The organism is Streptomyces sp. NPDC026659, assembly GCF_040638245.1.
In the GTDB taxonomy this organism is placed as follows: domain Bacteria; phylum Actinomycetota; class Actinomycetes; order Streptomycetales; family Streptomycetaceae; genus Streptomyces.
This window is the reverse complement of the sequence record NZ_JBEZXY010000004.1, coordinates 199,507-225,982: the sequence shown is the minus strand read 5'-3', so window position 1 is coordinate 225,982 and position 26,476 is coordinate 199,507. Positions and strand designations below refer to the sequence as shown.

Below are 26,476 nucleotides of genomic sequence, written 5' to 3'. Positions count from 1 at the left end.
CCGCGGTACGACACCTCGTACGGAATACCCCCCATCCACCCCGCGTTTGTGCCTCACGGAAGATCAGGCCGACAAACGGAGGACACCCGCGTGGGACCGCAACGGGGATGGGCACGGCGACTGGCGGGATACGCCTGGCGGTATCCGAAGGACGTCGTCCTCGCCCTCGGCTCCTCGCTCGCCGGAATGGCCGTCATGGCGGTCGTCCCGCTGATCACGAAGGTGATCATCGACGACGTGATCGGCGGGCACACCCGCGCGATGGCCCCCTGGGCGGGCGCCCTGGTCGGCGCCGCGCTGCTGGTGTACGCGCTCACCTATGTCCGCCGCTACTACGGCGGCCGGGTCGCGCTCGACGTCCAGCACGATCTGCGGACCGAGATGTACCGCACGATCACGCGGCTCGACGGCCGCCGTCAGGACGAGCTGTCCACCGGGCAGGTCGTCGGCCGGGCGACCAGCGACCTCCAGCTGATCCAGGGCCTGCTGTTCATGCTCCCGATGACCATCGGGAACGTGCTGCTGTTCCTGATCTCGCTCGGGATCATGGCCTGGCTGTCGCTGCCGCTGACCCTGGTCGCGCTCGCGGTCGGACCCGCGCTCGGCTGGATCGCCCGGCGCAGCCGGAGCAGGCTGCACCCCGCCACCTGGTACGCGCAGGCGCAGGCCGCCGCCGTCGCCGGAGTGGTGGACGGCGCGGTCAGCGGCGTCCGCGTGGTGAAGGGGTTCGGGCAGGAGGAGCAGGAGACCGGGAAGCTGCGCGAGGTCGGCCGCAGGCTGTTCGCGGCGCGGCTGCGGACCATCCGGCTGAACAGCAAGTACACCCCCGCCCTCCAGGCCGTACCCGCCCTCGGCCAGGTCGCCATGCTGGCCCTCGGCGGCTGGCTCGCGGTGGGCGGGCACATCACGCTCGGCACCTTCGTCGCGTTCTCCACCTACCTCGCCCAGCTGGTCGGCCCGGTGCGGATGCTCGCCGTGGTCCTCACCGTCGGCCAGCAGGCCCGCGCGGGCACCGAGCGCGTCCTTGAGCTGATCGACACCGAGCCGACCATGAAGGACGGCACCAAGGACCTGCCCGCCGACGCGCCCGCCTCCGTCGAGTTCGACGACGTGTCCTTCGGCTACGACGCCGACCGGCCCGTCCTCAAGGGGCTCAGCTTCGAGATCCGGCCGGGCGAGACCCTGGCCGTCGTCGGCACCTCGGGCTCCGGCAAGTCCACCCTCTCCCTGCTGCTGCCCCGCTTCTACGACGTGAGCCGCGGCGCCGTCCTGGTCGGCGGCCACGACGTGCGCGAGCTGACGACGGACTCGCTGCGCGCCGCGATCGGCCTGGTCCCGGAGGACTCCTTCCTGTTCTCCACCTCCGTCCGCGAGAACATCGCCTACGGCCGCCCCGACGCCACCCAGGAGGAGATCGAGACCGCCGCCCGCGCCGCCCAGGCACACGGGTTCATCGGCGAGCTGCCCGACGGCTACGACACCAAGGTCGGCGAGCACGGCCTCACCCTCTCCGGCGGCCAGCGCCAGCGCGTCGCGCTCGCCCGCGCCCTGCTCACCGACCCCCGTCTGCTGGTCCTGGACGACGCGACCAGCGCCGTCGACGCCCGGGTGGAGCACGAGATCCACGAGGCGCTGAAACAGGTGATGGAGGGCCGTACGACCCTGCTCGTCGCCCACCGCCGCTCCACCCTCAACCTGGCCGACCGCATCGCGGTCCTGGAGGACGGCCGCCTCGCGGACATCGGCACCGACGCCGAGCTCCAGGAGCGCTCCGCGCTCTACCGCAGGCTGCTCACCGACCCCGACGAGCTGGGCGGGGTTTCCCCGGGCCACGCCCGCCCCGCCGAGCCGCGCGAGGACACCACCGTCCGCGACGAGCTGGACGCCGAGTTCGACGCCGAGCGCGGGGTGACCCCGAGGCTGTGGACCGGCGACCGCGCGCCGAGGGACCGGGCGCTCGCCGGCACCCCGGCCACCCCGGAACTCCTCGCCAAGGTCGAGGCGCTGCCCCCGGCCACCGACACCCCCGGCGTGGACGAGGCCCGCGCGGTCCGCCCCGAGGACTCCTACGGGCTGCGCCGACTGCTGCACGGCTTCGGGCGCCCCCTGCTGATCAGCCTGCTGCTCGTCGCCGTCGACGCGGGCGCGGGCCTGCTGCTCCCGGTGCTGATCCGGCACGGCATCGACCAGGGTGTGACCCGCGCGGCCCTCGGCGCGGTCTGGGCGGCCTCGCTGCTCGGCCTGCTGACCGTGCTCGTGCAGTGGGTGGCGCAGTACGGCGAGACCCGGATGACCGGCCGCACCGGCGAGCGGGTGCTCTACGCGCTGCGGCTGAAGATCTTCACCCAGCTCCAGCGGCTCGGCCTCGACTACTACGAGCGCGAGCTGACCGGCCGCATCATGACCCGGATGACCACCGACGTGGACGCGCTGTCCACGTTCCTCCAGACGGGTCTGGTCACCGCGTTCGTCTCGGTCGTCACCTTCTTCGGGATCATGGGCGTGCTGCTGGTGCTCGACGTCCAGCTCGCGCTGGTCGTCTTCGCCACGCTGCCCCCGCTGATCGTCGCCACCTTCTTCTTCCGCCGGGCGAGTGTGAAGGCGTACGAGCTGGCCCGTGAGCGGGTCTCGGTCGTCAACGCCGACCTCCAGGAGTCGGTGGCCGGGCTGCGGATCGTGCAGGCGTTCCGGCGCGAGGGCGACGGCGGGCGCCGGTTCGCCGCGCGCAGCGACAGCTACCGGCAGGCCCGCATCCGGGGCCAGTGGCTGATCTCCATCTACTTCCCGTTCGTCCAGCTGCTCGCCTCGGTCGCGGCGGCGGCCGTGCTGATCGCGGGCGCCGGTCGGGTGGAGGCGGCCACGCTGACCACCGGCGCGCTGGTCGCCTACCTGCTCTACATCGACCTGTTCTTCGCCCCCGTCCAGCAGCTCTCCCAGGTCTTCGACGGCTACCAGCAGGCCACCGTCTCCCTCGGCCGCATCCAGGAGCTGCTGCGCGAGCCCGCCTCCACCGGCTCCGCCGCCGAGCCCCTGGAGGTGCTCTCGCTGCGCGGCGACATCGCCTTCGAGGGCGTGTCCTTCGCGTACGGCGACGAGGAGGAGGCGCTGACCGGCGTCGACCTGACCGTCCCGGCCGGGCAGACGGTCGCCTTCGTCGGCGAGACCGGCGCGGGCAAGTCCACGCTGGTCAAGCTGGTCGCGCGGTTCTACGACCCCACCTCGGGCCGGGTCACCGCCGACGGCACCGATCTGCGCGACCTGGACCTCACCTCGTACCGGCACCGGCTCGGGGTCGTGCCGCAGGAGGCGTACCTCTTCCCCGGCACGGTCCGCGACGCCATCGCCTACGGCCGCCCCGACGCCACCGACGCCGAGGTGGAGGCGGCCGCGCGGGCGGTCGGCGCGCACGAGATGATCGCCACGCTCGACGGCGGCTACCTCCACGAGGTCGCCGAGCGCGGCCGCAACCTCTCGGCCGGTCAGCGCCAGCTGATCGCGCTCGCCCGCGCCGAACTCGTCGACCCCGACGTCCTGCTCCTAGACGAGGCCACCGCCGCCCTCGACCTCGCCACCGAGGCGCAGGTCAACCAGGCCACCGACCGCCTCGCGGGCCGCCGTACGACCCTGGTGGTCGCCCACCGGCTGACCACGGCCGCCCGCGCCGACCGCGTGGTCGTGATGGACCACGGGCGTGTCGCGGAGGACGGCACCCACGACGAACTCCTCGCCCTGAACGGCCGGTACGCCCGGCTGTGGCGGACCTTCGTGGGGGAGGCGGAGCCCGAGGAGCCGGTGGGCGTGACGGGCTGAACCCGGCGCCCGGCGGGAGGAAGGCGGGCGGAGGCGGACGGAAGGCGGGCGAAGGCGCGCGGGGAGGGAGCGCGCGCCGGGGCGCCCGCGCCCCGCGCGTTTCGCTGACGGTCGTGCAACCGTCCGGCACATCCCACGCGTCCGTACACCAGTACGTACATCGACGGCGTATGCCCAAGGGCGCGGGGGAGGCACGGGAGTGGGCGGTGACGCGATACGCCGGCTGGTGGCGGTCGGTGCGGCCGTGCTGACGGTTCTCGGAGTGCTCGTCCTCGCCGCACCCGGCGCCGGGGCCGCCCCGCGCCAGGACTGCCCCGGACGCCAGGTGCGCGTCCTGCCGTTCGGCACCGGCGCCGTCCGGCTCTACAAGTACGGGGGCTATGTCTGCGCGGTCACCGTCGCCGAGGCCGCCGCCCGGCCGGGCGTGATGTCGGTCAGCGTGCAGGCGCGCGGCAACCGGCCGGTGACCGACCGGGGCCGCTACCGCCATCACGCGGGCCCGGTCATCGTGCACGCCGGACACCGCTGTGTCTGGGTGCGCGGCTCGGTGGGGCGCCGCTCGGTCAGCTCGGGCTGGATTCTCTGCTGATTGCCCTGCGGCAGACCCGCATTGATCGTCCGATACCCCAACACCCTCTGGTGTCACGGCAGTTGCTCGGATAACTTCCGGCGCACATGTGTCTCACAGGGGAGAGTCGAATGCGCAAGGCCCTCAGATGGCTGCTGGCGTTCACGGTGCTGCTCGGCACCCTGGGCGCGGCAGGCAGCGCGGGGGCGGCCACCGCCGCACCCGCCGACATCAAGGACCGGCTCCTCGCCATACCCGGCATGAGCCTGATCGAGGAGAAGCCCTACACGGGCTACCGCTTCTTCGTCCTGAACTTCACCCAGCCCGTGGACCACCGGCACCCGGACCGCGGCACCTTCCAGCAGCGGATCACCGTGCTGCACAAGGACACCAGCCGCCCGACCGTCTTCTACACCAGCGGCTACAACGTCTCCACCAACCCGTCGCGCCGCGAGCCCACCCAGATCGTGGACGGCAACCAAGTCTCCCTGGAATACCGCTACTTCACGCCGTCCCGCCCGGCCCCGGCCGACTGGTCCAAGCTCGACATCTGGCAGGCCGCGAGCGACCAACACCGCGTCTACCAGGCCCTGAAGAGCGTCTACTCCGCCAACTGGCTGGCCACCGGCGGCTCCAAGGGCGGTATGACCGCCACCTACTACGAGCGCTTCTACCCGCGCGACATGGACGGCGTGGTCGCCTACGTCGCCCCCAACGACGTGGTGAACAACGAGGATTCGGCCTACGACCGCTTCTTCACCACCGTCGGCACCAAGGAGTGCCGCGACCGGCTGAACGCCGTCCAGCGCGAGGCCCTGGTGCGCCGCGAGCCGCTGGAGAAGCGGTACGCGAAGTTCGCCGCCGACGGCGGCTACACCTTCGACACCGTCGGCACCCTGGACAAGGCGTACGAGGCCGTCGTCCTCGACTACGTCTGGGGCTTCTGGCAGTACGGCGGCCCCGACTGCGACAGCATCCCGGCCGACGCCGCGCACGCGAGCGACGACGCCATCTGGGACTCGGTGGACACCGTCTCCGGCTTCTCCGCCTACACCGACCAGGGCCTGGAGCAGTACACCCCGTACTACTACCAGGCGGGCACCCAACTCGGCTCGCCCACCATCCACTTCCCGCACATCGAGCGCGGTCTGATCCGCTACGGCTACCAGCCCCCGCGCAACTTCGTGCCGCGCTCGATCCCGATGCGCTTCCAGCCCGGCGCCATGCGGGACGTCGACACCTGGGTCCGCCACCACGCCCGGCACATGCTGTTCGTCTACGGCCAGAACGACCCGTGGGGCGCCGAGCGCTTCCGCCCCGGCGCGGGCGCCCGTGACTCCTACGTGTTCACCGCGCCCGGCATGAACCACGGCGCCAACGTGGCCGGTCTGGTCGCCGACCAGCGCACCCTGGCCACCGCCCGCATCCTCGACTGGGCCGGGGTCGCCCCGCAGGCCGTCCGGTCCGACCCGGCGGCGGCGAAGCCGCTGGCCCGCTTCGACGCGCGGCTCGACGTACGCGACGTGGAGCGCGAGCCCGCGCTGCGGCCGTAAGGCGCGGACGGAAGCAGAACCACGCGAGGGCGCCGACCGGACGGGAACCGGTCGGCGCCCTCGCCCGTCCAAGCCCCGAACGCCGGACGAGTCCGTGGTGCGGTGTCGGCCGGGTCCGCAGACCAGGAACCGACATCACCCTCCCAAGCCGCACCGCGACCGGCGTCACCGCCACCGGCGCGCCCCCCTCCCATGCGCCGGTGGCGGCCCCTTTTCCCGGCCCGGTGAGCCGGTCCCGTTCGCTCCGGCGACCCGCCCTGTGCGTTCCCTTGACGGAAAGAAACTTCCCGGATATTGGTGATTCCTCGGAAGTTTCCTTCAGTGACTCACCTCCGGAAGGGGCGCACGTGCCCGACACCCGCACGGCAAGCACGGGAAACACGGGAAACACCGCACGGCCGTCCAGACGCGCCGTCCTCGCCGCCACCGCCGGGCTCACCGCGGCACTCGCCGCGCCCGCCCCGGCGGCCCACGCCACCGCCACGCCGGACGACCGGGCGCTGCGCGCGCTGATCGCCGCCATGACGCTGGAGGAGAAGGTCGGCCAGCTCTTCGTGATGCGGGTCTACGGCCACTCCGCCACCGCCCCCGACCAGGCCGACATCGACGCCAACCGCCAGGAGCTGGGCGTCGCGACCGCCGCCGAGCTGATCGCGAAGTACCGCGTCGGCGGCATCATCTACTTCACCTGGGCGCACAACACCCGCGACCCGCGGCAGATCGCGGACCTGTCCAACGGCATCCAGAAGGCGTCCCTCGGCCTCGAGCGCGGGCTGCCCATGCTCATCGCCACCGACCAGGAGCACGGCGCGGTGTGCCGGGTGGGCAAGCCCGCCACGCTGTTCCCGGGCGCCATGGCCGTCGCCGCCGGGCGCTCCTCGTACGACGCCCTCGCCCTCGGCCGGATCTCCGGGACCGAGCTGCGCGCGATGGGCATCAACCAGGACTACTCGCCCGACGCGGACGTGAACGTCAACCCGGCCAACCCCGTCATCGGAGTGCGCTCCTTCGGCGCCGACCCGGCCCTCGTGGGGCGCATGGTCGCCGCCGAGGTGAAGGGCTATCAGTCGGCCCGGGTCGCGGCGACCGCCAAGCACTTCCCCGGCCACGGCGACACCGCGACCGATAGCCACACCGGCTTCCCGGTCATCACCCACACCCGGGACCAGTGGGAGGAGCTGGACGCGGTGCCCTTCCGGTCCGCGATCTCCGCGCGCATCGACTCGATCATGACCGCGCACATCCAGTTCCCCGCGCTCGACCCCTCGGGCGACCCGGCCACCCTCTCCCACCCGATCGTCACCGGCATCCTGCGTGGCGACCTGGGCTACGACGGTGTGGTCATCACCGACTCCCTCGGCATGGAGGGCGTGCGCACCAAGTACGGCGACGACCGGGTGCCGGTGCTCGCCCTCAAGGCGGGCGTGGACCAGCTGCTCAACCCGCCCTCGATCGACGTGGCATGGACGGCCGTACGGGACGCGGTGCGCGGCGGCGAGCTGACCGAGGCCCGCCTCGACGAATCGGTTCTGCGCATCCTGCGGATGAAGGCCCGCCTCGGCCTGTTCGGCCACGCGTACACCACCCACGCCCGGGTGTCCTCGGCCGTGGGCACCAGATCCCATCTGGCCACGGCCGACCGCATCGCCGAGCGCACCACCACCCTGCTGGTCAACGAGGGCCGGACGCTCCCGCTCGACCGCCGCCGCACACCCCGTGTCCTGGTGGTCGGCGCCGACCCGGCCTCCCCGTCCGGCACCACCGGACCGCCCACCGGCGTCATGGGCGCCGCCCTGAGGGAACTCGGCTTCACCACCACGGTCCTGTCCACCGGCACCGCACCCTCCACCGCGACCATCGGCAACGCGGTGACGGCGGCCGGGCAGGCGGACGCGGTGGTCGTGCTGACGTACAACCTCACCGCCACCGACCCCCAGCGCGCCCTGGTCGAGAAGCTGCTCGCCACCGGCCGCCCCGTGGTCGCCGTGGCCGTCCGCAACCCCTACGACGTGGCCCGGCTGCCCGCCGTCAAGGCGTATCTGACGTCGTACGGCTGGACCGACGTGGAGGTGCGCGCCGCCGCCCGGGTCGTCGCGGGCAGGGTCGCCCCGCGCGGCAAGCTGCCGGTGCCGGTGCAGCGGGCGGACGACCCGGCGCAGGTGCTGTACCCGCTCGGCCACGGGCTGACGTACTAGACATACGTCACGCACCGGGCAGGACACCCCCGAAGGGCGGAAAGCACCCCTGTCGACTGGCGCGGCGCCCGTGCGGGGCGTCACGCTGGGCGGGGTCTTCGGGGGGAGTGCGATGCGCGGGAACGGTGCCGTGGGCACGGCGGCACGGCTGTCGTCCGCGTTACTGCCGACACTGGCGGGGCTGCTGCTCGTGACGGGCTGTCAGAGCGTGGCCCCCTCGGCAGGGGTCCGTCCCTCCTCGGCCCCGCCGGCGCACGACGCCGGATTCCTGGCCATGGGCGAGTGCAGCTCCTTCGGCCCGACCAGCTTCACCGAGGTGCCCTGCTCGGGGGAGCGGGCCGCCGCCCGGGTCGTCGCCCGCCACGACGGCCCGGTCACCGACGGCCCGCCCTGCCCCCCGGCCACCGACTTCGTCCTGCACATCGGCGGCGGCACCCCCGCCACCGGCCGCACCACGGCCCCCGCCGTCCCGCAGGGCTACGCCTGCATGCGCGATCTGCAGCCCCCGCACCCCGGCGACCCCGGCAACGGCGGCGGCCCGCGCACCATCGCGGGCGACTGCGTGTACGACACCGGCGGCGGCCAGGTCCGCGAGACCGCCTGCGACGGCTCGGGCCCGCACAAGCCGCGCTACCAGGTCACGGACACGGTCCCGGCCCGCCGCGCGTGCCCCCCGTCCACCGCCCTGTACGTCGAGGTGGGCGGGCCGAATCCGGTGGGGTGCGCGCGGCGGCTGTGAGGTGCCGCCGCGCGCGTGTACTCGCGTCACTGCGGGCAGGCGTCCTGGGTCACCTTGCCGCCCGAGGCGGCGGCGGTGGCCGGGTCCATCGAAAGGCACTGGTGGGTCCAGTAGTTGATGAACATGTAGGCCGGCCTGTATCCGTTGGCGGTTCCGACCTTGGTCGGGATGATGTTCCACATCTGGTTCTCCGAGAACCAGCGGGACTCGCAGCCCCACCAGAACAGCTGGGTCCCGGCCGACGGCGGAGTGCCGTTGTTGTAGGGGACGGTCAGGCACTTGCCGTTGGCGGCCTTGATCCAGTAGTAGCCCTTGCCGTCGAAGGTCGTCGGCAGTTCCGCTCCCCACTGGTGGCTGCTGGGCGGCGACGACTGGCACGCGTGCTGGGTGACCAGACCGCCGGTCTTGGAGCTGTCGAACTCCGGTCCCCGCACCATGCACCGGTTGTACAGGGTGTTGACGTACGTCTTGTCGGAGTTGACCACCCAGATCGCCCGGTCCCCGCCCTTGACCACGTAGTTGGCGTTGCGGGAGATGATGTCGTCCACCAGGGCCCAGCCGGGGAAGTCCATCATGACGATGCCGAGGTGGCCGTTTCCGCCGCCGCTGTTGAGGTACTGCATCAACAGGTAGTTGATGTAGGCGGCGTAATCGGACGGAAGCCGGACGAGGCCGTTGGACGCGGAGGTGTACGTCACGTACAGGTCACCCTTGGTGTCGCCGACCGCCTGATCGATGTTCGCCTTGACGTCGTTCCACTTCTCCGGAAGGCCGGACGGGGCCCAGTTGTCCTCCTTGTGGCTGTTGAAGGTCTGGATGCCGAACTTGCCACTGTCGTTGCCGATGTTGTCGAAGCTGCCCAGCACCAACTTGCCGCGGACCTGCCCGAGGGTGGGAATCATCGCGCTCGTGGGCCGGTTCGTCGAAGGGGTGTAGAAGAGGCCGGGATAGTTCGCCACGTAATCGGCGAAGATTGATTCGACCCGCTGTGGAGTGATGTTCAGCCCGTCGTTCACGCAGTCGCCGATGCCGGGTGACGTGTCCGAGTAGACGCACTCGGCCCGCAGACGCATGACGACGGTTTCGCTCGGGTGCTGCTTGAGGAAGGCCTGCGTCTTGCTCAGGACGTCGTCGAAGTTGGCCTGCTGGTAGATCGGTCCGTGGTGGATCGCGAAGTACTTGCTGTCGGTGACGCGGACCCGGATGTCGATGGCGCGGATGCCCCGCTGGAGTTGAGCCGTCAGGGTGTCCGCGCTGTCGCCGAAGTCCTCCTGCGTCTGCGCGATGGCGCCGCCGTGGAGGGCGAGCGTGTCATGGGTGCCGGGCAGGGACATCGCCGCCAGCCAGGTGTCGCTCGCGACGTCCTTCATCCAGTCGGACCGGGTCGCCGCCCCGAGGTTCCGGTAGGCGTCGTCCTTGTCCACCCCGGCCGCCCCGGCGGTGGTGACGGGCGTGAGCAGGGCCGCGCTCAGCGCGAGACAGGCCGTCGTCAGGCGCGCCAGGAAGCGCAACCGGCGGCGCGGTGAGGTGATTTGGGACATGGGACTCCTGTCCGAGTTCGCTGGGTCGTCTTCAGCCAACCCGACGGAACATGGCGGGACCACGAACTCCCACCGGCAAAAATGAGGTCGCACATACTTCTGCCGGTGAGGTGCGTGGTCGCGTCGTGACGGGACCGCGTCTGCCAGAGGGGACACGTTCGGCATGGACAGCGGTACACCCGCCACCGGTGACTTCGCCGTGCGCTTACGCGGTCTGCGCACGAGGGCGGGGCTGAGTCAGGAGGAGCTGGCGGAGGCCGCGGGGGTGAGCGTGCGGGCGCTGTCGAACATGGAGCGCGGACGGTCCAGGGGGCCGCAGCGCCGTACCGTGCGGGCCCTGGCCACCGCCCTGCGCCTGGACCCCGACGGCGCCCGGGAGCTGGAGCACGCCGCGAGCCTGGGGCGCTCCCGCCCGTCCACGAGACGCACCGGCAGCACCGGAGAGGCTGACGGACCCGGCGCCGGGACGAAGGCGGGACCGAAGGCGGGACCGAAGGCGGGACCGGGGGCGGGACCGGAGGCGGAGGCCGCCGAAGGGCACACCCCGCACCACACGCTCGCCCTGCCCCGCGACCTCCACGACTTCACCGCCCGCGGCCCCGTCCTGGCCCGGCTGCTGGCCCTGGCCGGGGAACCGGACCCGGCCCGCCCGCCGGTCGCCCTGATCTGCGGTCAACCGGGCCTGGGCAAGACCGCGTTGGCCGTACACACCGCCCACACCCTCGCGGCGCGTTTCCCGGACGGCCGGTTCGCCGTCGACCTGCGCGGCATGGACCCGCGGCCCACCCGGCCGCGCGACGCGCTCGCCCGGCTGCTGCGCGCCCTCGGCGTGGCCGACAGCGCCGTGCCCACCGGCACCGACGACCGTTCCGGTCTGCTGCGCTCCGTCCTCCACGACCGGCGCGTCCTGCTCCTGCTGGACAACGCCGCGGACGAGGACCAGGTCCGCCCCCTGCTCCCCGGCACCGGCGCCTCGCTCACCCTCGTCACCAGCAGGCACACCCTGGCCGGACTCGAAGCGGTCCACCGCACCGAACTCGGGCTGCTGCGCCGCGAGGAGGCGGTCGAGCTGCTCACCCGCATCATCGGTCCGGAACGGGTCGAGCGGGAGAGCCAGGCCGCCCGCGATCTGGGGGAGCTGTGCGGGCACCTGCCGCTGGCCCTCCGCATCGCCGCGCAACGCCTCGCCGCCCGGCCCGGCGAACGGATCGCCAAGCTCGTCACGCGGCTCACCGAGGAGGAGGACCGCCTGGACGCCCTGCAAGCGGGGTCCTTGCAGGTGAGGGCCGCCTTCGCCCTGTCCTACCAGCGGCTGGACCCGGCCGACCGGACCGTCTTCCGCCGCGCCGCGCTCGCGGACGGGCCGGACCTCAGTCCCGAGACCGCGGCGCTCCTGGCGGACCTGCCGGTCCGTCAGGCCGCCCGGTGCGCGGAGCGCCTCGCCGATGCCGGACTGCTCCAGCCCCACCCCACCGCCGACCGCTATCGCTTCCACGACCTCCTCCGCCTGTTCGCGGGCGAACAGCTGGCCGAGGACGACGAGCCCGCGCAGCTCTCCGCCGCCCAGGACCGGGCCGACCGATGGACGCTGCGCCGGGCCACCGCCGCCGCGCTGCTCTTCGACGCCGACCACGACCACGACCGCGGCCCGGCCGACGGCGGCGGCGACCCCGACCCGGCCACCGCGCCCGCCGGACGCGAACAGGCCCGGACCTGGCTGGAGGCCGAACGCGCCCAGTGGCTCGCCGCCCTGGGCCGCACCCAGGCGGCCGGACACCACCAGCGGGTCGTCGACGCCGCCGAGGCCATGCACTGGTTCTCCGACCGCTGCGGGCACTGGGAACTGTGGGTGGAGGTGTTCCAGCGGGCCGTCGACTCCGCCCGCGCCCTGCGCAGCAGACGCGACGAGGCCGTCCACCTCAACTACCTCGCCTGGGCCTACAACACCTGCCTCTACGACCACACCGCCGCACTGGCCACCGCACAGGCCGCCCAGGAAGCGGCACAGGAGGCCGAGGACCAGCTCCAGGTCGCCTGGGCACTGAGCTATGGCGCCGGGGCACTCCAGCGGCTCGGACGCGTCGGGGAATCCATCACCCGGCTCCGTACGGCGGCCGAGCTCCTCGCCGGCCAGACCTCTCCGCAGAGCCGCCTCGCCGAACTCACCACCCTCAACACCCTGGGCCGGCAGCTGCGCGAGAGCGGCCACGCCGACCAGGCCCTGACCGTGCACCGGCGCAGCGAGGCCATCTGCCGGGCCGGAGTACCCGGTCAGCGCCCCGAGGTGGTCGGCCTGTACCTCGCCTCCAGCAGCCAGCACATCGGCAACGACCTGGCCGCCCTGCACCACTGGACCGATGCCGAAGCCCCGCTGCGCCACGCCGTGGCCGCCTTCGAGGCGGCGCACATGCCGTCCTGGAGCGAACCCGCCCGGCTCGACCTCGGGATCGTCCTGCGCCGTCTCGGCCGTCACGCCGAGGCCCGCGAGACGCTGACGGCCGCTCACGACGGGCTGCGCGGGATGAACAATCCGCGCCAGTCGGAGGCCGCCGCCGAGCTCCGCGCACTCGACGGACTCACCGGTGACTGTCGCACCCCACCGGTACCGTCGGACCATGGCACAGCAGGCGGCGACGCAGACCGGCGAACGACGGCTCGCCACGCTCGAAGGGGTGCTGGAACGCATCACCTACGCCCATGACGAGACGGGCTACACGGTCGCCCGCGTCGACACCGGCCGGGGCGGCGCCGATCTGCTCACCGTCGTGGGCGCGCTGCTCGGCGCACAGGTGGGGGAGTCGCTGCGGATGGAGGGGCGTTGGGGCTCCCACCCGCAGTACGGCAAGCAGTTCCAGGTCGAGAACTACACGACCGTGCTGCCCGCCACCGTCCAGGGCATCCGGCGCTACCTCGGCTCCGGGCTCGTCAAGGGCATCGGCCCGGTCTTCGCGGACCGCATCACCCAGCACTTCGGGCTCGACACGCTCACGATCATCGAGGAGGAGCCCAAGCGGCTGATCGAGGTCCCCGGGCTTGGACCCAAGCGGACGAAGCGCATCGCCGACGCCTGGGAGGAACAGAAGGCGATCAAGGAGGTCATGCTCTTCCTCCAGACCGTCGAGGTGTCGACCTCCATCGCCGTGCGGATCTACAAGAAGTACGGCGACGCCTCGATTTCGGTCGTGAAGAACCAGCCCTACCGCCTCGCCGCCGACGTCTGGGGCATCGGCTTCCTCACCGCCGACAAGATCGCCCAGTCCGTCGGCATCCCGCACGACAGCCCCGAACGCGTCAAGGCAGGCCTCCAGTACGCCCTTTCGCAGTCCACCGACCAGGGCCACTGCTACCTCCCCGAGGAACGCCTCATCGCCGACGCGGTCAAGCTCCTCCAGGTCGACACCGGCCTGGTCATCGAGTGCCTGGCCGAACTCGCCGAGCCGTCGGAGCAAGGTGAGGAGCCCGGTGTCGTACGGGAGAAGGTCCCCGGGCCCGACGGTGGCGAGGAGGTCACCGCCGTCTATCTCGTCCCCTTCCACCGCGCCGAACTCTCCCTCGCCGCCCAGGTGTTGCGCCTCCTGCGCACCAGCGAGGACCGGATGCCCGCCTTCCGTGACGTGGCCTGGGACAAGGCGCTCGGCTGGCTGAAGGGCCGTACCGGCGCCGAACTCGCGCCCGAGCAGGAGGCCGCGGTACGGCTCGCGCTCACCGAGAAGGTCGCCGTGCTGACCGGCGGCCCCGGCTGCGGCAAGTCCTTCACCGTGCGCTCGATCGTGGAGCTGGCCCGCGCCAAACGCGCCAAGGTACTGCTCGCCGCCCCCACCGGACGCGCCGCCAAGCGGCTCGCGGAGCTGACCGGCGCCGAGGCGTCCACCGTGCACCGGCTGCTGGAGCTGAGGCCCGGAGGCGATGCCGCCTACGACCGCGAACGCCCGCTGGACGCCGACCTCGTGGTGGTCGACGAGGCGTCCATGCTGGACCTCCTCCTCGCCAACAAACTGGTCAAGGCCGTACCCCCGGGTGCCCACCTCCTCTTCGTCGGAGACGTGGACCAGCTGCCCAGCGTCGGCGCCGGAGAGGTGCTGCGCGATCTGCTCGCCGAGGGCGGCCCGGTGCCCGCCGTACGGCTCACCCGGGTCTTCCGCCAGGCCCAGCAGTCCGGCGTGGTCACCAACGCGCACCGGATCAACGCCGGGCAGCATCCGCTCACCGACGGCATGAAGGACTTCTTCCTCTTCGTGGAGGACGACACCGAGGAGGCAGGGCGGCTCACCGTGGACGTGGCAGCGCGCCGCATCCCGGCCCGCTTCGGGCTCGACCCGCGTCGCGACGTGCAGGTGCTCGCGCCGATGCACCGGGGCCCGGCGGGCGCGGGCGCGCTCAACGGCCTGCTCCAGCAGGCGATCACGCCCGCCCGCCCCGAGCTGCCGGAGAAGCGGTTCGGCGGCCGGGTCTTCCGCGTCGGGGACAAGGTCACCCAGATTCGCAACAATTACGACAAGGGCGAGAACGGCGTCTTCAACGGCACCGTCGGCGTGGTCACCTCCCTCGATCCGGTCGAGCAGCGGCTGACGGTGCGCACCGACGAGGACGAGGAGGTGCCGTACGACTTCGACGAACTCGACGAACTGGCCCACGCCTACGCCGTGACCATCCACCGTTCGCAGGGCAGTGAATACCCGGCGGTGGTGATCCCGGTCACCACCAGCGCCTGGACCATGCTCCAGCGCAACCTGCTCTACACGGCCGTCACCCGGGCCAAGCGGCTGGTCGTCCTGGTCGGCTCGCGCAAGGCGATCGGGCAGGCCGTGCGCACCGTCTCGGCGGGACGGCGGTGCACCGCGCTGGACTTCCGGCTGGCCCCACGAGCCGCCCGCGAACCCGCCCCTGAACCCGCCCGCGAACCGGCTCGCGAACCCGTCCCGGAAAAATGATCGATCAAATGAGTCACGAAGGTCACAGAGCACTTCCGGAAGGTCCGGCGAGGCGGCAGGATGTGCAGGTTGACGGCACTGAGTGCCGCCAGCGGGCCAAGTGGCGACCCCGAGTGCACTCTCCTGAGCCAAATGGGGGATGGTAGAGACAGTCAGGGCACCTCGAAGATGAGGCACTAAGTCGGTGAGGGAAGACGTGAGCGACAACTCTGTAGTACTGCGGGTCGGCGACGGCGAGTACACCTATCCGGTGGTCGACAGCACCGTCGGTGACAAGGGCTTCGACATCGGGAAGCTCCGCGCCCAGACCGGTCTGGTCACCCTGGACAGCGGCTACGGCAACACGGCCGCGTACAAATCCGCGGTCACCTACCTCGACGGCGAGGCGGGCATCCTCCGCTACCGCGGCTACCCGATCGAGCAGCTGGCCGAGCGCTCCACCTTCCTCGAGGTGGCGTACCTGCTCATCAACGGCGAGCTGCCCACCGTCGACGAGCTGACGACGTTCAAGGGCGACATCACGCGGCACACGCTGCTGCACGAGGACGTCAAGAACTTCTACCGGGGCTTCCCGCGCGACGCGCACCCGATGGCCATGCTGTCCTCGGTCGTCTCGGCGCTGTCCACCTTCTACCAGGACAGCCACAACCCGTTCGACGAGCAGCAGCGCGACCTCTCCACGATCCGTCTGCTCGCCAAGCTTCCGACGATCGCGGCGTACGCGTACAAGAAGTCGATCGGTCACCCGTTCGTCTACCCGCGCAACGACCTCGGCTACGTCGAGAACTTCCTGCGCATGACCTTCTCGGTCCCCGCCCAGGAGTTCGAGCTGGACCCGGTCGTGGTCTCCGCGCTCGACAAGCTGCTGATCCTGCACGCCGACCACGAGCAGAACTGCTCGACCTCCACGGTCCGCCTGGTCGGCTCCTCGCAGGCCAACATGTTCGCCTCGATCTCGGCCGGCATCAGCGCCCTGTGGGGCCCGCTGCACGGTGGCGCCAACCAGTCGGTGCTGGAGATGCTGGAGGGCATCCAGGCCAACGGCGGCGACGTCGACTCCTTCATCCGCAAGGTGAAGAACAAGGAGGACGGCGTCCGTCTGATGGGCTTCGGCCACCGGGTCTACAAGAGCTTCGACCCGCGCGCCAAGATCATCAAGGCCGCCGCGCACGACGTCCTCTCCGCTCTCGGCAAGTCGGACGAGCTGCTCGACATCGCCCTGAAGCTGGAGGAGCACGCGCTCTCCGACGACTACTTCGTCTCGCGCAACCTCTACCCGAACGTCGACTTCTACACCGGTCTGATCTACCGGGCCATGGGCTTCCCGACCGAGATGTTCACGGTCCTGTTCGCCCTCGGCCGGCTGCCGGGCTGGATCGCCCAGTGGACCGAGATGATCAAGGAGCCCGGCTCCCGCATCGGCCGCCCGCGCCAGATTTACACGGGCGTGGTCGAGCGCGACTTCATCCCGGTGGAGGAGCGCTGATCTCAGCGCCGTAAGGCTTCGGACTCCGGGGTGCCGCACGGCGCCCCGGAGGCGAACCGAGCCTCAAAAAGGCAGAAAAGAAGAAGGCGCCCTGGCGCGTCGGTCCCCCCACGGGCCGACGTCCAGGGCGCCTTCCCATGCCCCGGTGCGGATTCCCCCCACGGGATCCGGGCCGGGCGCTCGGAGAGGCAGCGCCTGAATTCGCTGCCTGAACACGACGGGCGAACCCACCGCGCTCCAGTGATGCACAAACGGTTGCGGTCTGCCGGGACAGCGCACGCTGGGAGGGCCGCTCAAAGCTTCCCGGTGTACGTGCCCCGGCAACGCATCTCTGAGGCAGTCCCCCAAGACAACCCCAGATGCCAGCCGGCGCCCCCCAAGACGCTGGACTGACACCGCCAACTTAGACCTTCGAACCCCTTCGATGGTTACGTTCGCATCACTGTGATCTGCGTCTCTTGCATATGTCCTTTAGGTGCACAAGGGCCCCGATACGGTGATCGGGTGCCCAAGCGTAAGGATGATGCGCGAGCCTTGTGAAGAGCTTATGTGAGGCGCGGGCCCGACTCTAGGGGGACTCTTACTTCTCCCGGCCCGAACCGCCGGTAACCGGGGGGTATTTCAGGCAAAGCGGCGCAGCCGCAGACTGTTCGTGACGACGAACACGGACGAGAAGGCCATCGCGGCCCCGGCGATCATGGGGTTCAGCAGCCCCGCGGCGGCCAGCGGCAGCGCGGCGACGTTGTAGCCGAAGGCCCACACCAGGTTGCCCTTGATGGTGGCCAGGGTCTTCCGGGACAGCCGGATGGCATCCGCGGCCACCCGCAGATCGCCGCGCACCAGGGTCAGATCGCCCGCCTCGATGGCCGCGTCGGTCCCGGTGCCCATGGCGAGTCCGAGGTCGGCGGCGGCGAGGGCGGCCGCGTCGTTGACGCCGTCACCGACCATGGCAACGGTCCGTCCCTCGCGCTGGAGCCGTCGTACGGCCTCCACCTTGTCCTCGGGGAGGACCTCCGCGATCAGCTCGTCGATGCCGACCTCGCGCGCGACCGCCTCGGCGACCGTGCGGTTGTCGCCGGTGAGCAGGACCGGGGTGAGGCCGAGGGAGCGCAGCTCGCGCACCGCCCCGGCGCTGGTCTCCTTGACCGCGTCCGCGACGGCCAGCACCGCGCGGGGCCGCCCGTCCCAGCCGACCACGACGGCCGTACGGCCCGCTTCCTCTGCCGTGGCGCGGGCGGCTGCCAGCTCCTCGGACAGCTCGTCGCCGAACCGCCCCGCGGTCACCTCGTGGCCGTCCACGCGGCCGCGTACGCCCCGTCCGGGGACGTTCTCGAAGTGCTCGGCCGGCGGCAGTGTGCCGACCCGCTCCTCGGCCCCGGCGGCGATCGCGCGGGCCACGGGGTGCTCGGAGGCGTGCTCCAGGGCGCCCGCGAGGCGCAGCACCTCCTTCTCGTCCTCGCCGGGGGCCGCGTACACCTCCTGGAGGGCCATGTGGCCGGTCGTGACGGTGCCGGTCTTGTCCAGCAGGACGGTGTCGACGCGGCGGGTGGACTCCAGGACCTCGGGGCCCTTGATGAGGATGCCGAGCTGGGCGCCCCGCCCGGTGCCGACCATCAGCGCGGTCGGGGTGGCGAGGCCGAGGGCGCACGGGCAGGCGATGATCAGGACCGCGACGGCGGCGGTGAACGCGGCCGCCGTGTCCCCGGTGACGCCGAGCCAGACGCCGAAGGTGCCGAGCGCGATCAGGATGACGACGGGTACGAACACGGCGGAGATCCGGTCGGCGAGCCGCTGCACCTGGGCCTTGCCGTTCTGCGCGTCCTCCACCAGGCGGGCCATCCGGGCGAGCTGGGTGTCCGCGCCGACCCGGGTCGCCTCGACCACCAGCCGGCCGCCGGCGTTGACGGTGGCGCCGGTGACCCGGTCGCCGGGGCCCACGTCCACCGGCACGGACTCGCCGGTCAGCATGGAGGCGTCCACGGCGGAGACGCCCTCGGTCACGGTGCCGTCGGTCGCGATCTTCTCGCCGGGCCGTACGACGAACCGGTCGCCCACGGCCAGCGAGGACACCGGCACCCGCACCTCGCGCCCCTCGCGCAGCACGGCCACGTCCTTGGCGCCCAGCTCCATCAGCGCCCGCAGCGCGGCACCGGCACGGCGCTTGGAGCGGGCCTCCAGATAGCGGCCGAGCAGGATCAGCGCGACGACGCCGGAGGCGACCTCCAGATAGATCGCGGAGGCTCCCTCGGTGCGCGAGACGGTGAAGCGGAAGGAGTCGTGCATCCCGGCCATGCCCGCGTCGCCGAAGAACAGCGCCCACAGCGACCAGCCGAACGCGGCCAGCGTGCCCACCGAGACCAGGGTGTCCATGGTGGCCGCGCCGTGCCGCAGATTGGTCCAGGCGGCCCGGTGGAAGGGCAGCCCGCCCCAGACGACGACGGGCGCCGCGAGGGTCAGCGAGAGCCACTGCCAGTTGGTGAACTGGAGCGCCGGGACCATGGCGAGCAGGACCACCGGGACGGCGAGGACGACGGAGACGAGCAGCCGCTGCCTGAGCGCGGCCGACTCCGGGTCGCGCTCCTCGGCGCCCTCCCCGGTGTCCTCCGCCGGCTCGGGCTCCGGGGGCGGGGGCTCCTCGGCGGTGTAGCCGGTCTTCACGACGGTGGCGATCAGGTCGGCGACCTGCACGCCGGGGCCGTAGCTGACCTTGGCCTTCTCCGTGGCGTAGTTGACGGTGGCGCTCACGCCGTCCATGCGGTTGAGCTTCTTCTCCACCCGGGCGGCGCAGGACGCGCAGGTCATGCCGCCGACGAGCAGCTCGACCTGCGAGGTGGCGCCGTCCGCCTGCCGTGTCTCTTCGGTGGTGCTGGTCATGTCCGGACTCCAGACATCGGACCGGGCCGTACGGAATCCAGTATGAGCTGGTCGGTACGGCCCGGTCGGGGAAGGTGTTTCGCCGGACCCGCGCGGGTGCGGGCCGGAAGCGTGACCGGTGCCGTCAGGCGCGGCCGGCCAGCTCGAAGCCGGCCTCGTCGACGGCGGCGCGGACGGCCTCCTCGTCGAGCGGGGCGGCGGAGACGACCGTGACCTCGCCGGTCGAGGCGACGGCCTTGACCGAGCTGACGCCGGGGATCTCGGAGATCTCGGCGGAGACGGAGCCCTCGCAGTGGCCGCAGCTCATGCCGCTCACCTGGTAGACGGCGGTGACGGAGCCCGGGGTGTCGGTCTGGGCGCTCATGTCGTTCTCCTCGTCGGATGTGCGTGGGGCGGGGCCGGTGTGGCCGGTGGGGTCCTCGGGGGAGCCTCACCTCTGTCAACACTATACCCCTAGGGGGTATTCCCCAAGGGCTCCCCGATGATGGGTGAATCCTCCCGCACCCTATGTATACGCGCGCTTTGTCGCAGTACGGGGAACGCCCGCACACTGCCCTCCGAGGGGCGGGTGCGGGCGTTCGTGGGACGCGGTGGTGACGGAGGCTCAGTCTCTGCGGCCGCGGTTGCCGGGGCGCGAGGCGACCCAGGCGCGCACCGTGTCGGCGTACCAGTAGGGCTTGCCGCCCTCCACGAGGTCGGGCGGGGGCAGCAGGCCGTGCTTGCGATAGGACCGCACGGTGTCCGGCTGCACCCGGATGTGCGCCGCGATCTCCTTGTAGGACCAGAGCCTTCGGTCGGTCATGAGTCGCACCTCCCTGCGCGCGCGCCGCGGGCACGGCCGGGGGCGGCCGTCGGGGGACCGGGCGCAGCGCTGGTGATCACAAGCCTGTGCCGACTCAACGACACAGAGTGACCATCGGGAGGGGTTTGTGGGACGGGTGTGACGGAGGACCCGCGTAAGCGCGACGTATGTGACAGGAGGGGCGTATTCGTGACAGAACCGCAGCCGATCAGTATGACGAGCGGCGGGCGTGGCGCGTTGACGCGGACGGGGCCGGGGGTCCCGGACCGCTCCGGGCGTCAACCTCCGCGTACGTCATACCCCCTGCGGGTTCCGGCGTACGTCATGCCCCCTGCGGGTTTCCGGCGTGCGTCATGCCCCGCACGAGCGCAGGAACGCCCGGGTCCGCCGGGCGATCGGCAGCGGGCGGTCCGGCTCGCACGGGTACATGTCCTGCTCGACGATCGCGAACAGGTCGGTTTCCAGCCGCGCCGCCGCCTCCAGGACCGGGCCGAGCGCGGGCACCCCGGCGGGCGGTTCGCACATCACGCCCCGCGCGACCGCCGGGCCGAACGGCGTGCCCTCGGCGCGCACCCCGGCCAGGATCTCCGGGTCCACCTGCTTGAGGTGGAGGTAGCCGATCCGCTCGCCGTAGGTCTCGATCAGCTTGACGCTGTCGCCGCCGCAGTAGGCGTAGTGCCCGGTGTCCAGGCAGAGCGAGACCTCGGCGGAGTCGGTGCCGTCCAGGAAACGGGTGACGTTCTCCTCGGTGTCGATGTGGGTGTCGGCGTGCGGGTGGACGGCGATCGTCAGGCCGTACCGCTCGCGCACCTCGCGGCCCAGGCGCTCGGTCAGCGAGGTCAGGTTCCGCCACTGCTCCGCGGTCAGTTCGGACGGCTCCAGCACCTCGCCGGTCTTGTCGTCGCGCCAGAAGGAGGGGATGACGACCAGATGGCGGGCGCCCATCGCCCGGGTGAGGTCCGCGATGGCCGAGACGTGCTCCCAGGTCTTCTCCCAGACCGCCGGGCCGCGGTGCAGGCCGGTGAAGACCGTGCCGGCGGACACCTTCAGGCCGCGCCGGGCGGTCTCCTCGGTGAGCACGGCCGGGTCGGTCGGCAGATAGCCGTACGGGCCCAGCTCGATCCACTCGTACCCGGCGTCCGCGACCTCGTCGAGGAAGCGTCGCCAGGGCACCTGCCGGGGGTCGTCCGGGAACCACACACCCCAGGAGTCGGGGGCCGATCCGACGCGGATACGGGACAGTGGGGAAGTCGGCAGCGACGTCATGGGCGCCAGCGTGGGCGTCCGCCGGAAGGGGTGTCAATACCTGGTCCGAATGTCCGGACAAAACATTGACAGGGCTCACCGGACCGGACTAGAACACCGGGAAGAGACCCGGCGCGAAGGGGAGTCGATGGTGTACGACCTGATCACCATGGGGCGGATCGGGGTGGACCTCTACCCGCTCCAGACCGGCGTTCCGCTGGCCCGGGTGTCGTCCTTCGGCAAGTTCCTCGGCGGCTCGGCCACCAACGTCGCGGTCGCCGCCGCCCGGCTCGGACTCCGCACCGCCGTGATCACCCGTACCGGCGCCGACCCCTTCGGCGACTACCTCCACGAGGCGCTGCGCGGCTTCGGCGTGGACGACCGCTGGGTCACCCCGGTCCCCGGACTGCCCACCCCGGTCACCTTCTGCGAGGTCTTCCCGCCGGACGACTTCCCGCTCTACTTCTACCGGCTGCCCAAGGCCCCCGACCTGGAGATCCGCCCGGACGAACTCGACCTGGACGCGATCCGCGCGGCGCGTGTCTTCTGGGTCACGGGTACGGGCCTGAGCGAGGAACCGAGCCGCAGCGCCACCCTCGACGCCCTCGCCCACCGCGCCCGCTCCGGTGTGACCGTCTTCGACCTCGACTGGCGCCCGATGTTCTGGGGAGACCCCGACACCGCCCGCCCCTACTACGCCGAGGCCCTGCGGCACGCCACGGTGGCCGTCGGCAACCTGGACGAGGTCGAGATCGCCACCGGCGTCCGCGAACCCCACGCGGCCGCGCGCGCGTTGCTGGCCGCCGGAGTGGAGCTGGCCGTGGTGAAGCAGGGGCCCAAGGGGGTGCTCGCGGTGAGCCGGGACGGGGAGAGCGCGGAGGTGCCCCCGCTGCCGGTGACCGTCCTCAACGGACTCGGCGCCGGGGACGCGTTCGGGGGCTCGCTGTGCCACGGGCTGCTGGCAGGGTGGGACCTGGAGACGGTGATGCGGCACGCCAACGCCGCCGGGGCCATCGTGGCCTCGCGCCTGGAGTGCTCGTCGGCGATGCCCACGCCTGACGAGGTGTCGGCCGCGCTGGCGGCGGGAGCGGTGCGGTGAGCGCGGGCCGGACCGCCGACGGTGTCCGGGTGGACGTCTCCACCCTCGTCCACCTCCGCACCCGTCACCCCGAGGCCGTCGCCGAGGCGGCCGCCCGCCGGGTCCGCCGTCCCCTGCTCCGGGCCAGTGAGCGGCTGCTGATCGTGGCCGCCGACCATCCCGCCCGGGGTGCGCTCGGGGCCGGTGGGCGGGAGTTCGCCATGGCCAACCGGGCCGATCTGCTGGAGCGGCTGTGTCTCGCGCTGTCCCGGCCGGGGGTGGACGGGGTGCTGGCCACCGCCGACATCCTGGACGACCTGCTGCTGCTCGGGGCTCTCGAAGGCAAGGTCGTGCTGGGTTCCATGAACCGGGGCGGACTCCAGGGCGCCGACTTCGAGCTGGACGACCGCTTCACCGGGCACCGCCCGGAGGACATCCGGCGGCTGCGGTTCGACGCGGGCAAGCTGCTGCTGCGCATCGACTACACCGACCCGGGCTCGCTGGCCACCCTGGAGAGCGCGGCCCGGGCCGTGGACGCGATGGCGGAGCGCCGACTGCCCGTGTTCATCGAGCCGTTCCTCAGTGGACGCGGCCCGGACGGGCGGCTGCGCAACGATCTCTCGGCACAGGCCGTCACCCGCTCCCTCGCCATCGCCTCCGGGCTCGGCGGCACGTCCGCCTACACCTGGCTGAAGGTGCCCGTCACCGAGAACCCCGACGACATGGCCGAGGTCATGGCCACCACCACCCTGCCCGCCGTGCTGCTCGGCGGCGAGACCGGGGGATCGGTCGAGGAACAGGCCGCCGCGTACGAGAAGTGGCGCGGCGCGCTCCAACTCCCCACCGTGCGCGGCCTGGTGGTCGGCCGCTCGCTGCTGTACCCGGCGGACGGCGACGTGGCCGCCGCCGTGGACACCGCCGCCGGACTGCTGTGAGGGGCGCATGACGACCAGCAACGGACTGCATCTGTCCGCCGGGACCGCGGCGAACGGCCCGTACGCCCTCGACATCGGCCCCGGGCGCCCCGGCTGGGCCCACACCGCCCTGCGCGTCGTCCACCTCGACCCCGGTGCCGCGCACGTTTTCGACACCGGGGACGCCGAATGGATCGTGCTGCCCCTGCAAGGTGCATGTACCGTACAAATTGACGAGACCCTCTATCAGATCCAGGGCCGGGAAAGCGTGTTCGCGCAGGTCAGCGACTTCGCGTACGCACCCCGTGACGCCCGGGTCCAGATCGCCTCCGGCGCGGGAGGCCGCTTCGCCCTGGCAGGAGCGAAGTGCGAGCGACAACTCCCCGCCCGCTACGGCCCCGCGCCGGAGGTCCCCGTCGAAGAACGCGGCAGCGGCACCTGTGCCCGCCGGGTACGCAACTTCGCCGCCGCCGGCACCTTCGACTGCGACCGGCTCATCGCCGTCGAGGTGATCACCCCCGGCGGCAACTGGTCCTCGTACCCGCCGCACAAGCACGACGAGCACCTGCCCGGCGAGGAGTCGGAGCTGGAGGAGATCTACTACTTCGAGATCGAGGACGGCGGCCTCGGCTACCAGCGGGTCTTCCCCTCCCGCGAGGGCGGTGCCGACGTGCTCGCGGAGGTCCGCACGGGTGACGCCGTCCTCGTCCCGGACGGCTGGCACGGCCCGTCGATCGCCCAGCCCGGCCACGCCATGTACTACCTCAACGTGATGGCGGGCCCCGGCGCGACCCGCGAATGGCGCATCCGCTTCCACCCGGACCACACCGAGGCCACAGGGGGCTACCGATGACCACCGTCCGCCTCACGGTCGCGCAGGCGCTCGTCCGCTTCCTCGCGGCCCAGTACACCGAGCGGGACGGAGTGCGACGGCGGCTCATCGGCGCCACCTGGGGCATCTTCGGCCACGGCAACGTCGCCGGACTCAGTCAAGCCCTCGTGGAATACCGGGAGTTGATGCCGTACCACCAGGGCCGCAACGAACAGGCCATGGTGCACGCGGCCGTCGGCTACGCCCGCCAGTCCAACCGCCTCTCCACGCACGCCGTCACCACCTCCATCGGCCCCGGCGCCACCAACCTCGTCACCGGCGCCGCCCTCGCCACCATCAACCACCTCCCCGTCCTGCTCCTCCCCGGCGACGTGTTCGCCGGCCGTCCCGCCGATCCCGTCCTCCAGCAGCTCGAAGTCCCGTACGCGGGCGACGTGTCGGTGAACGACACCCTGCGCCCGGTGTCCCGCTGGTTCGACCGGATCACCCGCCCCGAGGCCCTGATCCCGGCCGCGCTCCAGGCCGTACGCGTCCTCACCGACCCGGTCGAGACCGGTGCCGTCACCCTCGCGCTGCCGCAGGACGTGCAGGCGGAGGCGTACGACTGGCCCGAGGAGTTCTTCGCCGAGCGGGTGTGGACCGTACGGCGTCCGGGGGCCGACCCGACCGAACTCGCCGAAGCCGTACGGGTGATCAGGGAAGCCCGGCGGCCCCTCGTGATCGCGGGTGGCGGGGTCCACCACAGCCGCGCCGAGACGGCCCTCGCGGAGTTCGCCTCCGTCACCGGCATCCCGGTCGCCTCCACCCAGGCGGGCAAGGGGTCGCTGGCGTACGACCACCCCCAGGACGTGGGCGGGATCGGCCACACCGGCACCGCCACCGCGGACGAACTCGCCCGCGCCGCCGACCTGGTGATCGGGGTCGGCACCCGGTACACCGACTTCACCACCGCCTCCGGCACCCTCTTCGAGCACCCCGGCGTGCGCTTCCTCAACCTCAACATCGCGCCCTTCGACGGCCACAAGCTGTCCGGACTCCCGCTGGTCGCGGACGCCCGCAGCGGGCTCGGCGAGCTGACCGAGGCGCTTCAGATGCACGACCACCGGGTGCCGGAGGAGTACATCGCGGCCTACACGGCGGCCAAGGCCGACTGGGAGCGCCGGGTGGACGCCTGTTTCGCCGCCGCCGACCCGGACGCGGTGCCGACCCAGCCGCAGGTCGTCGGCGCGCTGGACGCCCTGGTGGACGAGAGCGACATCATCGTGAACGCCGCCGGCTCCCTCCCCGGCGACCTGCACAAACTCTGGCGCACCCGCTCCCGCGACCAGTACCACCTGGAGTACGGCTACTCCTGCATGGGCTACGAGATCCCAGCCGCCCTCGGCGTGAAGCTCGCCGCGCCCGAGCGGAACGTCTGGGCGCTGGTCGGCGACGGGACGTATCTGATGATGCCGACCGAGATCGTCACCGCCGTGCAGGAGGGCGTGGCGCTCAAGATGGTGCTGATCCAGAACCACGGCTACGCCTCCATCGGCGGCCTCTCGGAGTCGGTCGGCGCCGAGCGCTTCGGCACCGCCTACCGCCACACCGCCCCCGACGGCACCTACACCGGTGCCCCGCTCCCCGTGGACCTCGCCGCCAACGCGGCCAGCCTGGGGATGCGGGTGCTGCGCGCGCGGACTGTGGGCGAGCTGCGGGACGCCCTCGCCGAGGCGCGGGCCGCCGACACTCCCACATGTGTCTACGTGGAGACCGAAACGTCCGACAGTGTGTCGGGAGCGCCCCCGGCCGCGGCCTGGTGGGATGTTCCCGTGGCCGAGACCGCGACCAGGCCGTCCGCGGTCAAGGCACGCGAGCTGTACGAACGGCACCGGTCGGCCCGCCGCCGCCATCTGTAGAAGGAGCCCG

17 protein-coding genes are annotated in these 26,476 nt (G+C 72.0%); 12 read left to right on the top strand and 5 right to left on the bottom strand.

Annotated elements, in window-relative coordinates; translation table 11 throughout:
• Positions 1 to 90: 90 nt before the first annotated feature.
• From AB0E91_RS13095 to AB0E91_RS13075, 5 genes are all read left to right on the top strand, one after another.
• On the top strand, positions 91 to 3,810 hold the full coding sequence (locus AB0E91_RS13095; protein ID WP_361779598.1) for an ABC transporter ATP-binding protein: 3,720 nt from the start codon (positions 91 to 93) through the stop codon (positions 3,808 to 3,810).
• A gap of 199 nt (positions 3,811 to 4,009) precedes the next feature.
• Positions 4,010 to 4,399 carry a hypothetical protein gene (locus AB0E91_RS13090; RefSeq protein WP_361779595.1) on the top strand — a complete coding sequence of 130 codons (390 nt, stop codon included), beginning with the start codon at positions 4,010 to 4,012 and terminating at the stop codon, positions 4,397 to 4,399.
• 110 nt (positions 4,400 to 4,509) lie between these two features.
• The gene (locus AB0E91_RS13085) at positions 4,510 to 5,931 is read left to right on the top strand and encodes a S28 family serine protease (RefSeq protein ID WP_361779592.1); all 1,422 of its coding nucleotides are present in this window, start codon (positions 4,510 to 4,512) and stop codon (positions 5,929 to 5,931) included.
• A gap of 347 nt (positions 5,932 to 6,278) precedes the next feature.
• Positions 6,279 to 8,126: a glycoside hydrolase family 3 protein gene (locus tag AB0E91_RS13080; protein ID WP_361779590.1), complete on the top strand. Its 1,848-nt coding sequence runs from the start codon at positions 6,279 to 6,281 to the stop codon at positions 8,124 to 8,126.
• 112 nt (positions 8,127 to 8,238) lie between these two features.
• A complete protein-coding gene (locus AB0E91_RS13075; RefSeq protein WP_361779587.1) occupies positions 8,239 to 8,865 on the top strand; it encodes a hypothetical protein in 627 nt (208 codons plus the stop codon).
• A 26-nt stretch (positions 8,866 to 8,891) separates the two neighbouring features.
• On the opposite strand, the gene AB0E91_RS13070 is transcribed toward AB0E91_RS13075, so the two are convergent.
• The gene (locus AB0E91_RS13070) at positions 8,892 to 10,406 is read right to left on the bottom strand and encodes a phosphatidylinositol-specific phospholipase C domain-containing protein (protein ID WP_361779584.1); all 1,515 of its coding nucleotides are present in this window, start codon (positions 10,404 to 10,406) and stop codon (positions 8,892 to 8,894) included.
• Between the two features lie 163 nt (positions 10,407 to 10,569).
• Between AB0E91_RS13070 and AB0E91_RS13065 the strand changes: the two genes are divergently transcribed.
• The 3 genes from AB0E91_RS13065 (at position 10,570) to AB0E91_RS13055 (ending at position 16,823) form a co-directional block, all read left to right on the top strand.
• Entirely contained in the window at positions 10,570 to 13,107 is a 2,538-nt protein-coding gene (locus AB0E91_RS13065; RefSeq protein WP_361779581.1) for a helix-turn-helix domain-containing protein, read from the top strand.
• Entirely contained in the window at positions 13,022 to 15,337 is a 2,316-nt protein-coding gene (locus AB0E91_RS13060) for an ATP-dependent RecD-like DNA helicase (protein WP_361779578.1), read from the top strand. The genes AB0E91_RS13065 and AB0E91_RS13060 overlap by 86 nt, the downstream gene beginning before the upstream one ends.
• Before the next feature lie 196 nt (positions 15,338 to 15,533).
• Complete coding sequence (locus AB0E91_RS13055; RefSeq protein ID WP_361779575.1) at positions 15,534 to 16,823, top strand: citrate synthase; 1,290 nt, start codon at positions 15,534 to 15,536, stop codon at positions 16,821 to 16,823.
• Positions 16,824 to 17,444: 621 nt separating this feature from the next.
• Here AB0E91_RS13055 and AB0E91_RS13050 read toward each other — a convergent pair.
• From AB0E91_RS13050 to AB0E91_RS13035, 4 genes are all read right to left on the bottom strand, one after another.
• Positions 17,445 to 19,697, bottom strand: a complete 2,253-nt coding sequence (locus tag AB0E91_RS13050) for a heavy metal translocating P-type ATPase (protein WP_361779572.1) — start codon at positions 19,695 to 19,697, stop codon at positions 17,445 to 17,447.
• Positions 19,698 to 19,821: 124 nt separating this feature from the next.
• The gene (locus AB0E91_RS13045; protein ID WP_018545007.1) at positions 19,822 to 20,061 is read right to left on the bottom strand and encodes a heavy-metal-associated domain-containing protein; all 240 of its coding nucleotides are present in this window, start codon (positions 20,059 to 20,061) and stop codon (positions 19,822 to 19,824) included.
• Between the two features lie 240 nt (positions 20,062 to 20,301).
• A complete protein-coding gene (locus tag AB0E91_RS13040; protein ID WP_018545008.1) occupies positions 20,302 to 20,499 on the bottom strand; it encodes a MerR family transcriptional regulator in 198 nt (65 codons plus the stop codon).
• 351 nt (positions 20,500 to 20,850) lie between these two features.
• On the bottom strand, positions 20,851 to 21,765 hold the full coding sequence (locus AB0E91_RS13035; RefSeq protein ID WP_361779568.1) for a sugar phosphate isomerase/epimerase: 915 nt from the start codon (positions 21,763 to 21,765) through the stop codon (positions 20,851 to 20,853).
• A gap of 127 nt (positions 21,766 to 21,892) precedes the next feature.
• Between AB0E91_RS13035 and iolC the strand changes: the two genes are divergently transcribed.
• Genes iolC through iolD form a run of 4 tightly spaced genes read left to right on the top strand, consistent with a single transcriptional unit; the run spans position 21,893 to position 26,466 of the window.
• Positions 21,893 to 22,843: a 5-dehydro-2-deoxygluconokinase gene (gene iolC, locus AB0E91_RS13030; protein WP_361779565.1), complete on the top strand. Its 951-nt coding sequence runs from the start codon at positions 21,893 to 21,895 to the stop codon at positions 22,841 to 22,843.
• Positions 22,840 to 23,757 (top strand): deoxyribose-phosphate aldolase, encoded by a 918-nt coding sequence (locus AB0E91_RS13025; protein ID WP_361779562.1) that lies wholly within the window; start codon positions 22,840 to 22,842, stop codon positions 23,755 to 23,757. The genes iolC and AB0E91_RS13025 overlap by 4 nt, the downstream gene beginning before the upstream one ends.
• Positions 23,758 to 23,764: 7 nt before the next feature.
• Positions 23,765 to 24,589, top strand: a complete 825-nt coding sequence (gene iolB, locus AB0E91_RS13020; RefSeq protein WP_361779559.1) for a 5-deoxy-glucuronate isomerase — start codon at positions 23,765 to 23,767, stop codon at positions 24,587 to 24,589.
• A complete protein-coding gene (gene iolD, locus AB0E91_RS13015; protein WP_361779556.1) occupies positions 24,586 to 26,466 on the top strand; it encodes a 3D-(3,5/4)-trihydroxycyclohexane-1,2-dione acylhydrolase (decyclizing) in 1,881 nt (626 codons plus the stop codon). Before iolB ends, iolD begins: the two co-directional genes overlap by 4 nt.
• Positions 26,467 to 26,476 lie beyond the last annotated feature (10 nt).

Excerpts from the sequence above, each read along its gene's own strand:
- AB0E91_RS13070 (WP_361779584.1), bottom strand. The coding sequence starts at position 10,406 with ATGTCCCAAATCACCTCACCGCGCCGCCGGTTGCGCTTCCTGGCGCGC.
- iolC (WP_361779565.1), top strand. The coding sequence starts at position 21,893 with ATGGTGTACGACCTGATCACCATGGGGCGGATCGGGGTGGACCTCTAC.
- AB0E91_RS13060 (WP_361779578.1), top strand. The coding sequence starts at position 13,022 with ATGGCACAGCAGGCGGCGACGCAGACCGGCGAACGACGGCTCGCCACG.
- AB0E91_RS13040 (WP_018545008.1), bottom strand. The coding sequence starts at position 20,499 with ATGACCGACCGAAGGCTCTGGTCCTACAAGGAGATCGCGGCGCACATC.
- iolB (WP_361779559.1), top strand. The coding sequence starts at position 23,765 with ATGACGACCAGCAACGGACTGCATCTGTCCGCCGGGACCGCGGCGAAC.
- AB0E91_RS13065 (WP_361779581.1), top strand. The coding sequence starts at position 10,570 with ATGGACAGCGGTACACCCGCCACCGGTGACTTCGCCGTGCGCTTACGC.
- AB0E91_RS13085 (WP_361779592.1), top strand. The coding sequence starts at position 4,510 with ATGCGCAAGGCCCTCAGATGGCTGCTGGCGTTCACGGTGCTGCTCGGC.
- AB0E91_RS13075 (WP_361779587.1), top strand. The coding sequence starts at position 8,239 with ATGCGCGGGAACGGTGCCGTGGGCACGGCGGCACGGCTGTCGTCCGCG.
- AB0E91_RS13035 (WP_361779568.1), bottom strand. The coding sequence starts at position 21,765 with ATGACGTCGCTGCCGACTTCCCCACTGTCCCGTATCCGCGTCGGATCG.
- iolD (WP_361779556.1), top strand. The coding sequence starts at position 24,586 with ATGACCACCGTCCGCCTCACGGTCGCGCAGGCGCTCGTCCGCTTCCTC.
- AB0E91_RS13045 (WP_018545007.1), bottom strand. The coding sequence starts at position 20,061 with ATGAGCGCCCAGACCGACACCCCGGGCTCCGTCACCGCCGTCTACCAG.
- AB0E91_RS13050 (WP_361779572.1), bottom strand. The coding sequence starts at position 19,697 with ATGACCAGCACCACCGAAGAGACACGGCAGGCGGACGGCGCCACCTCG.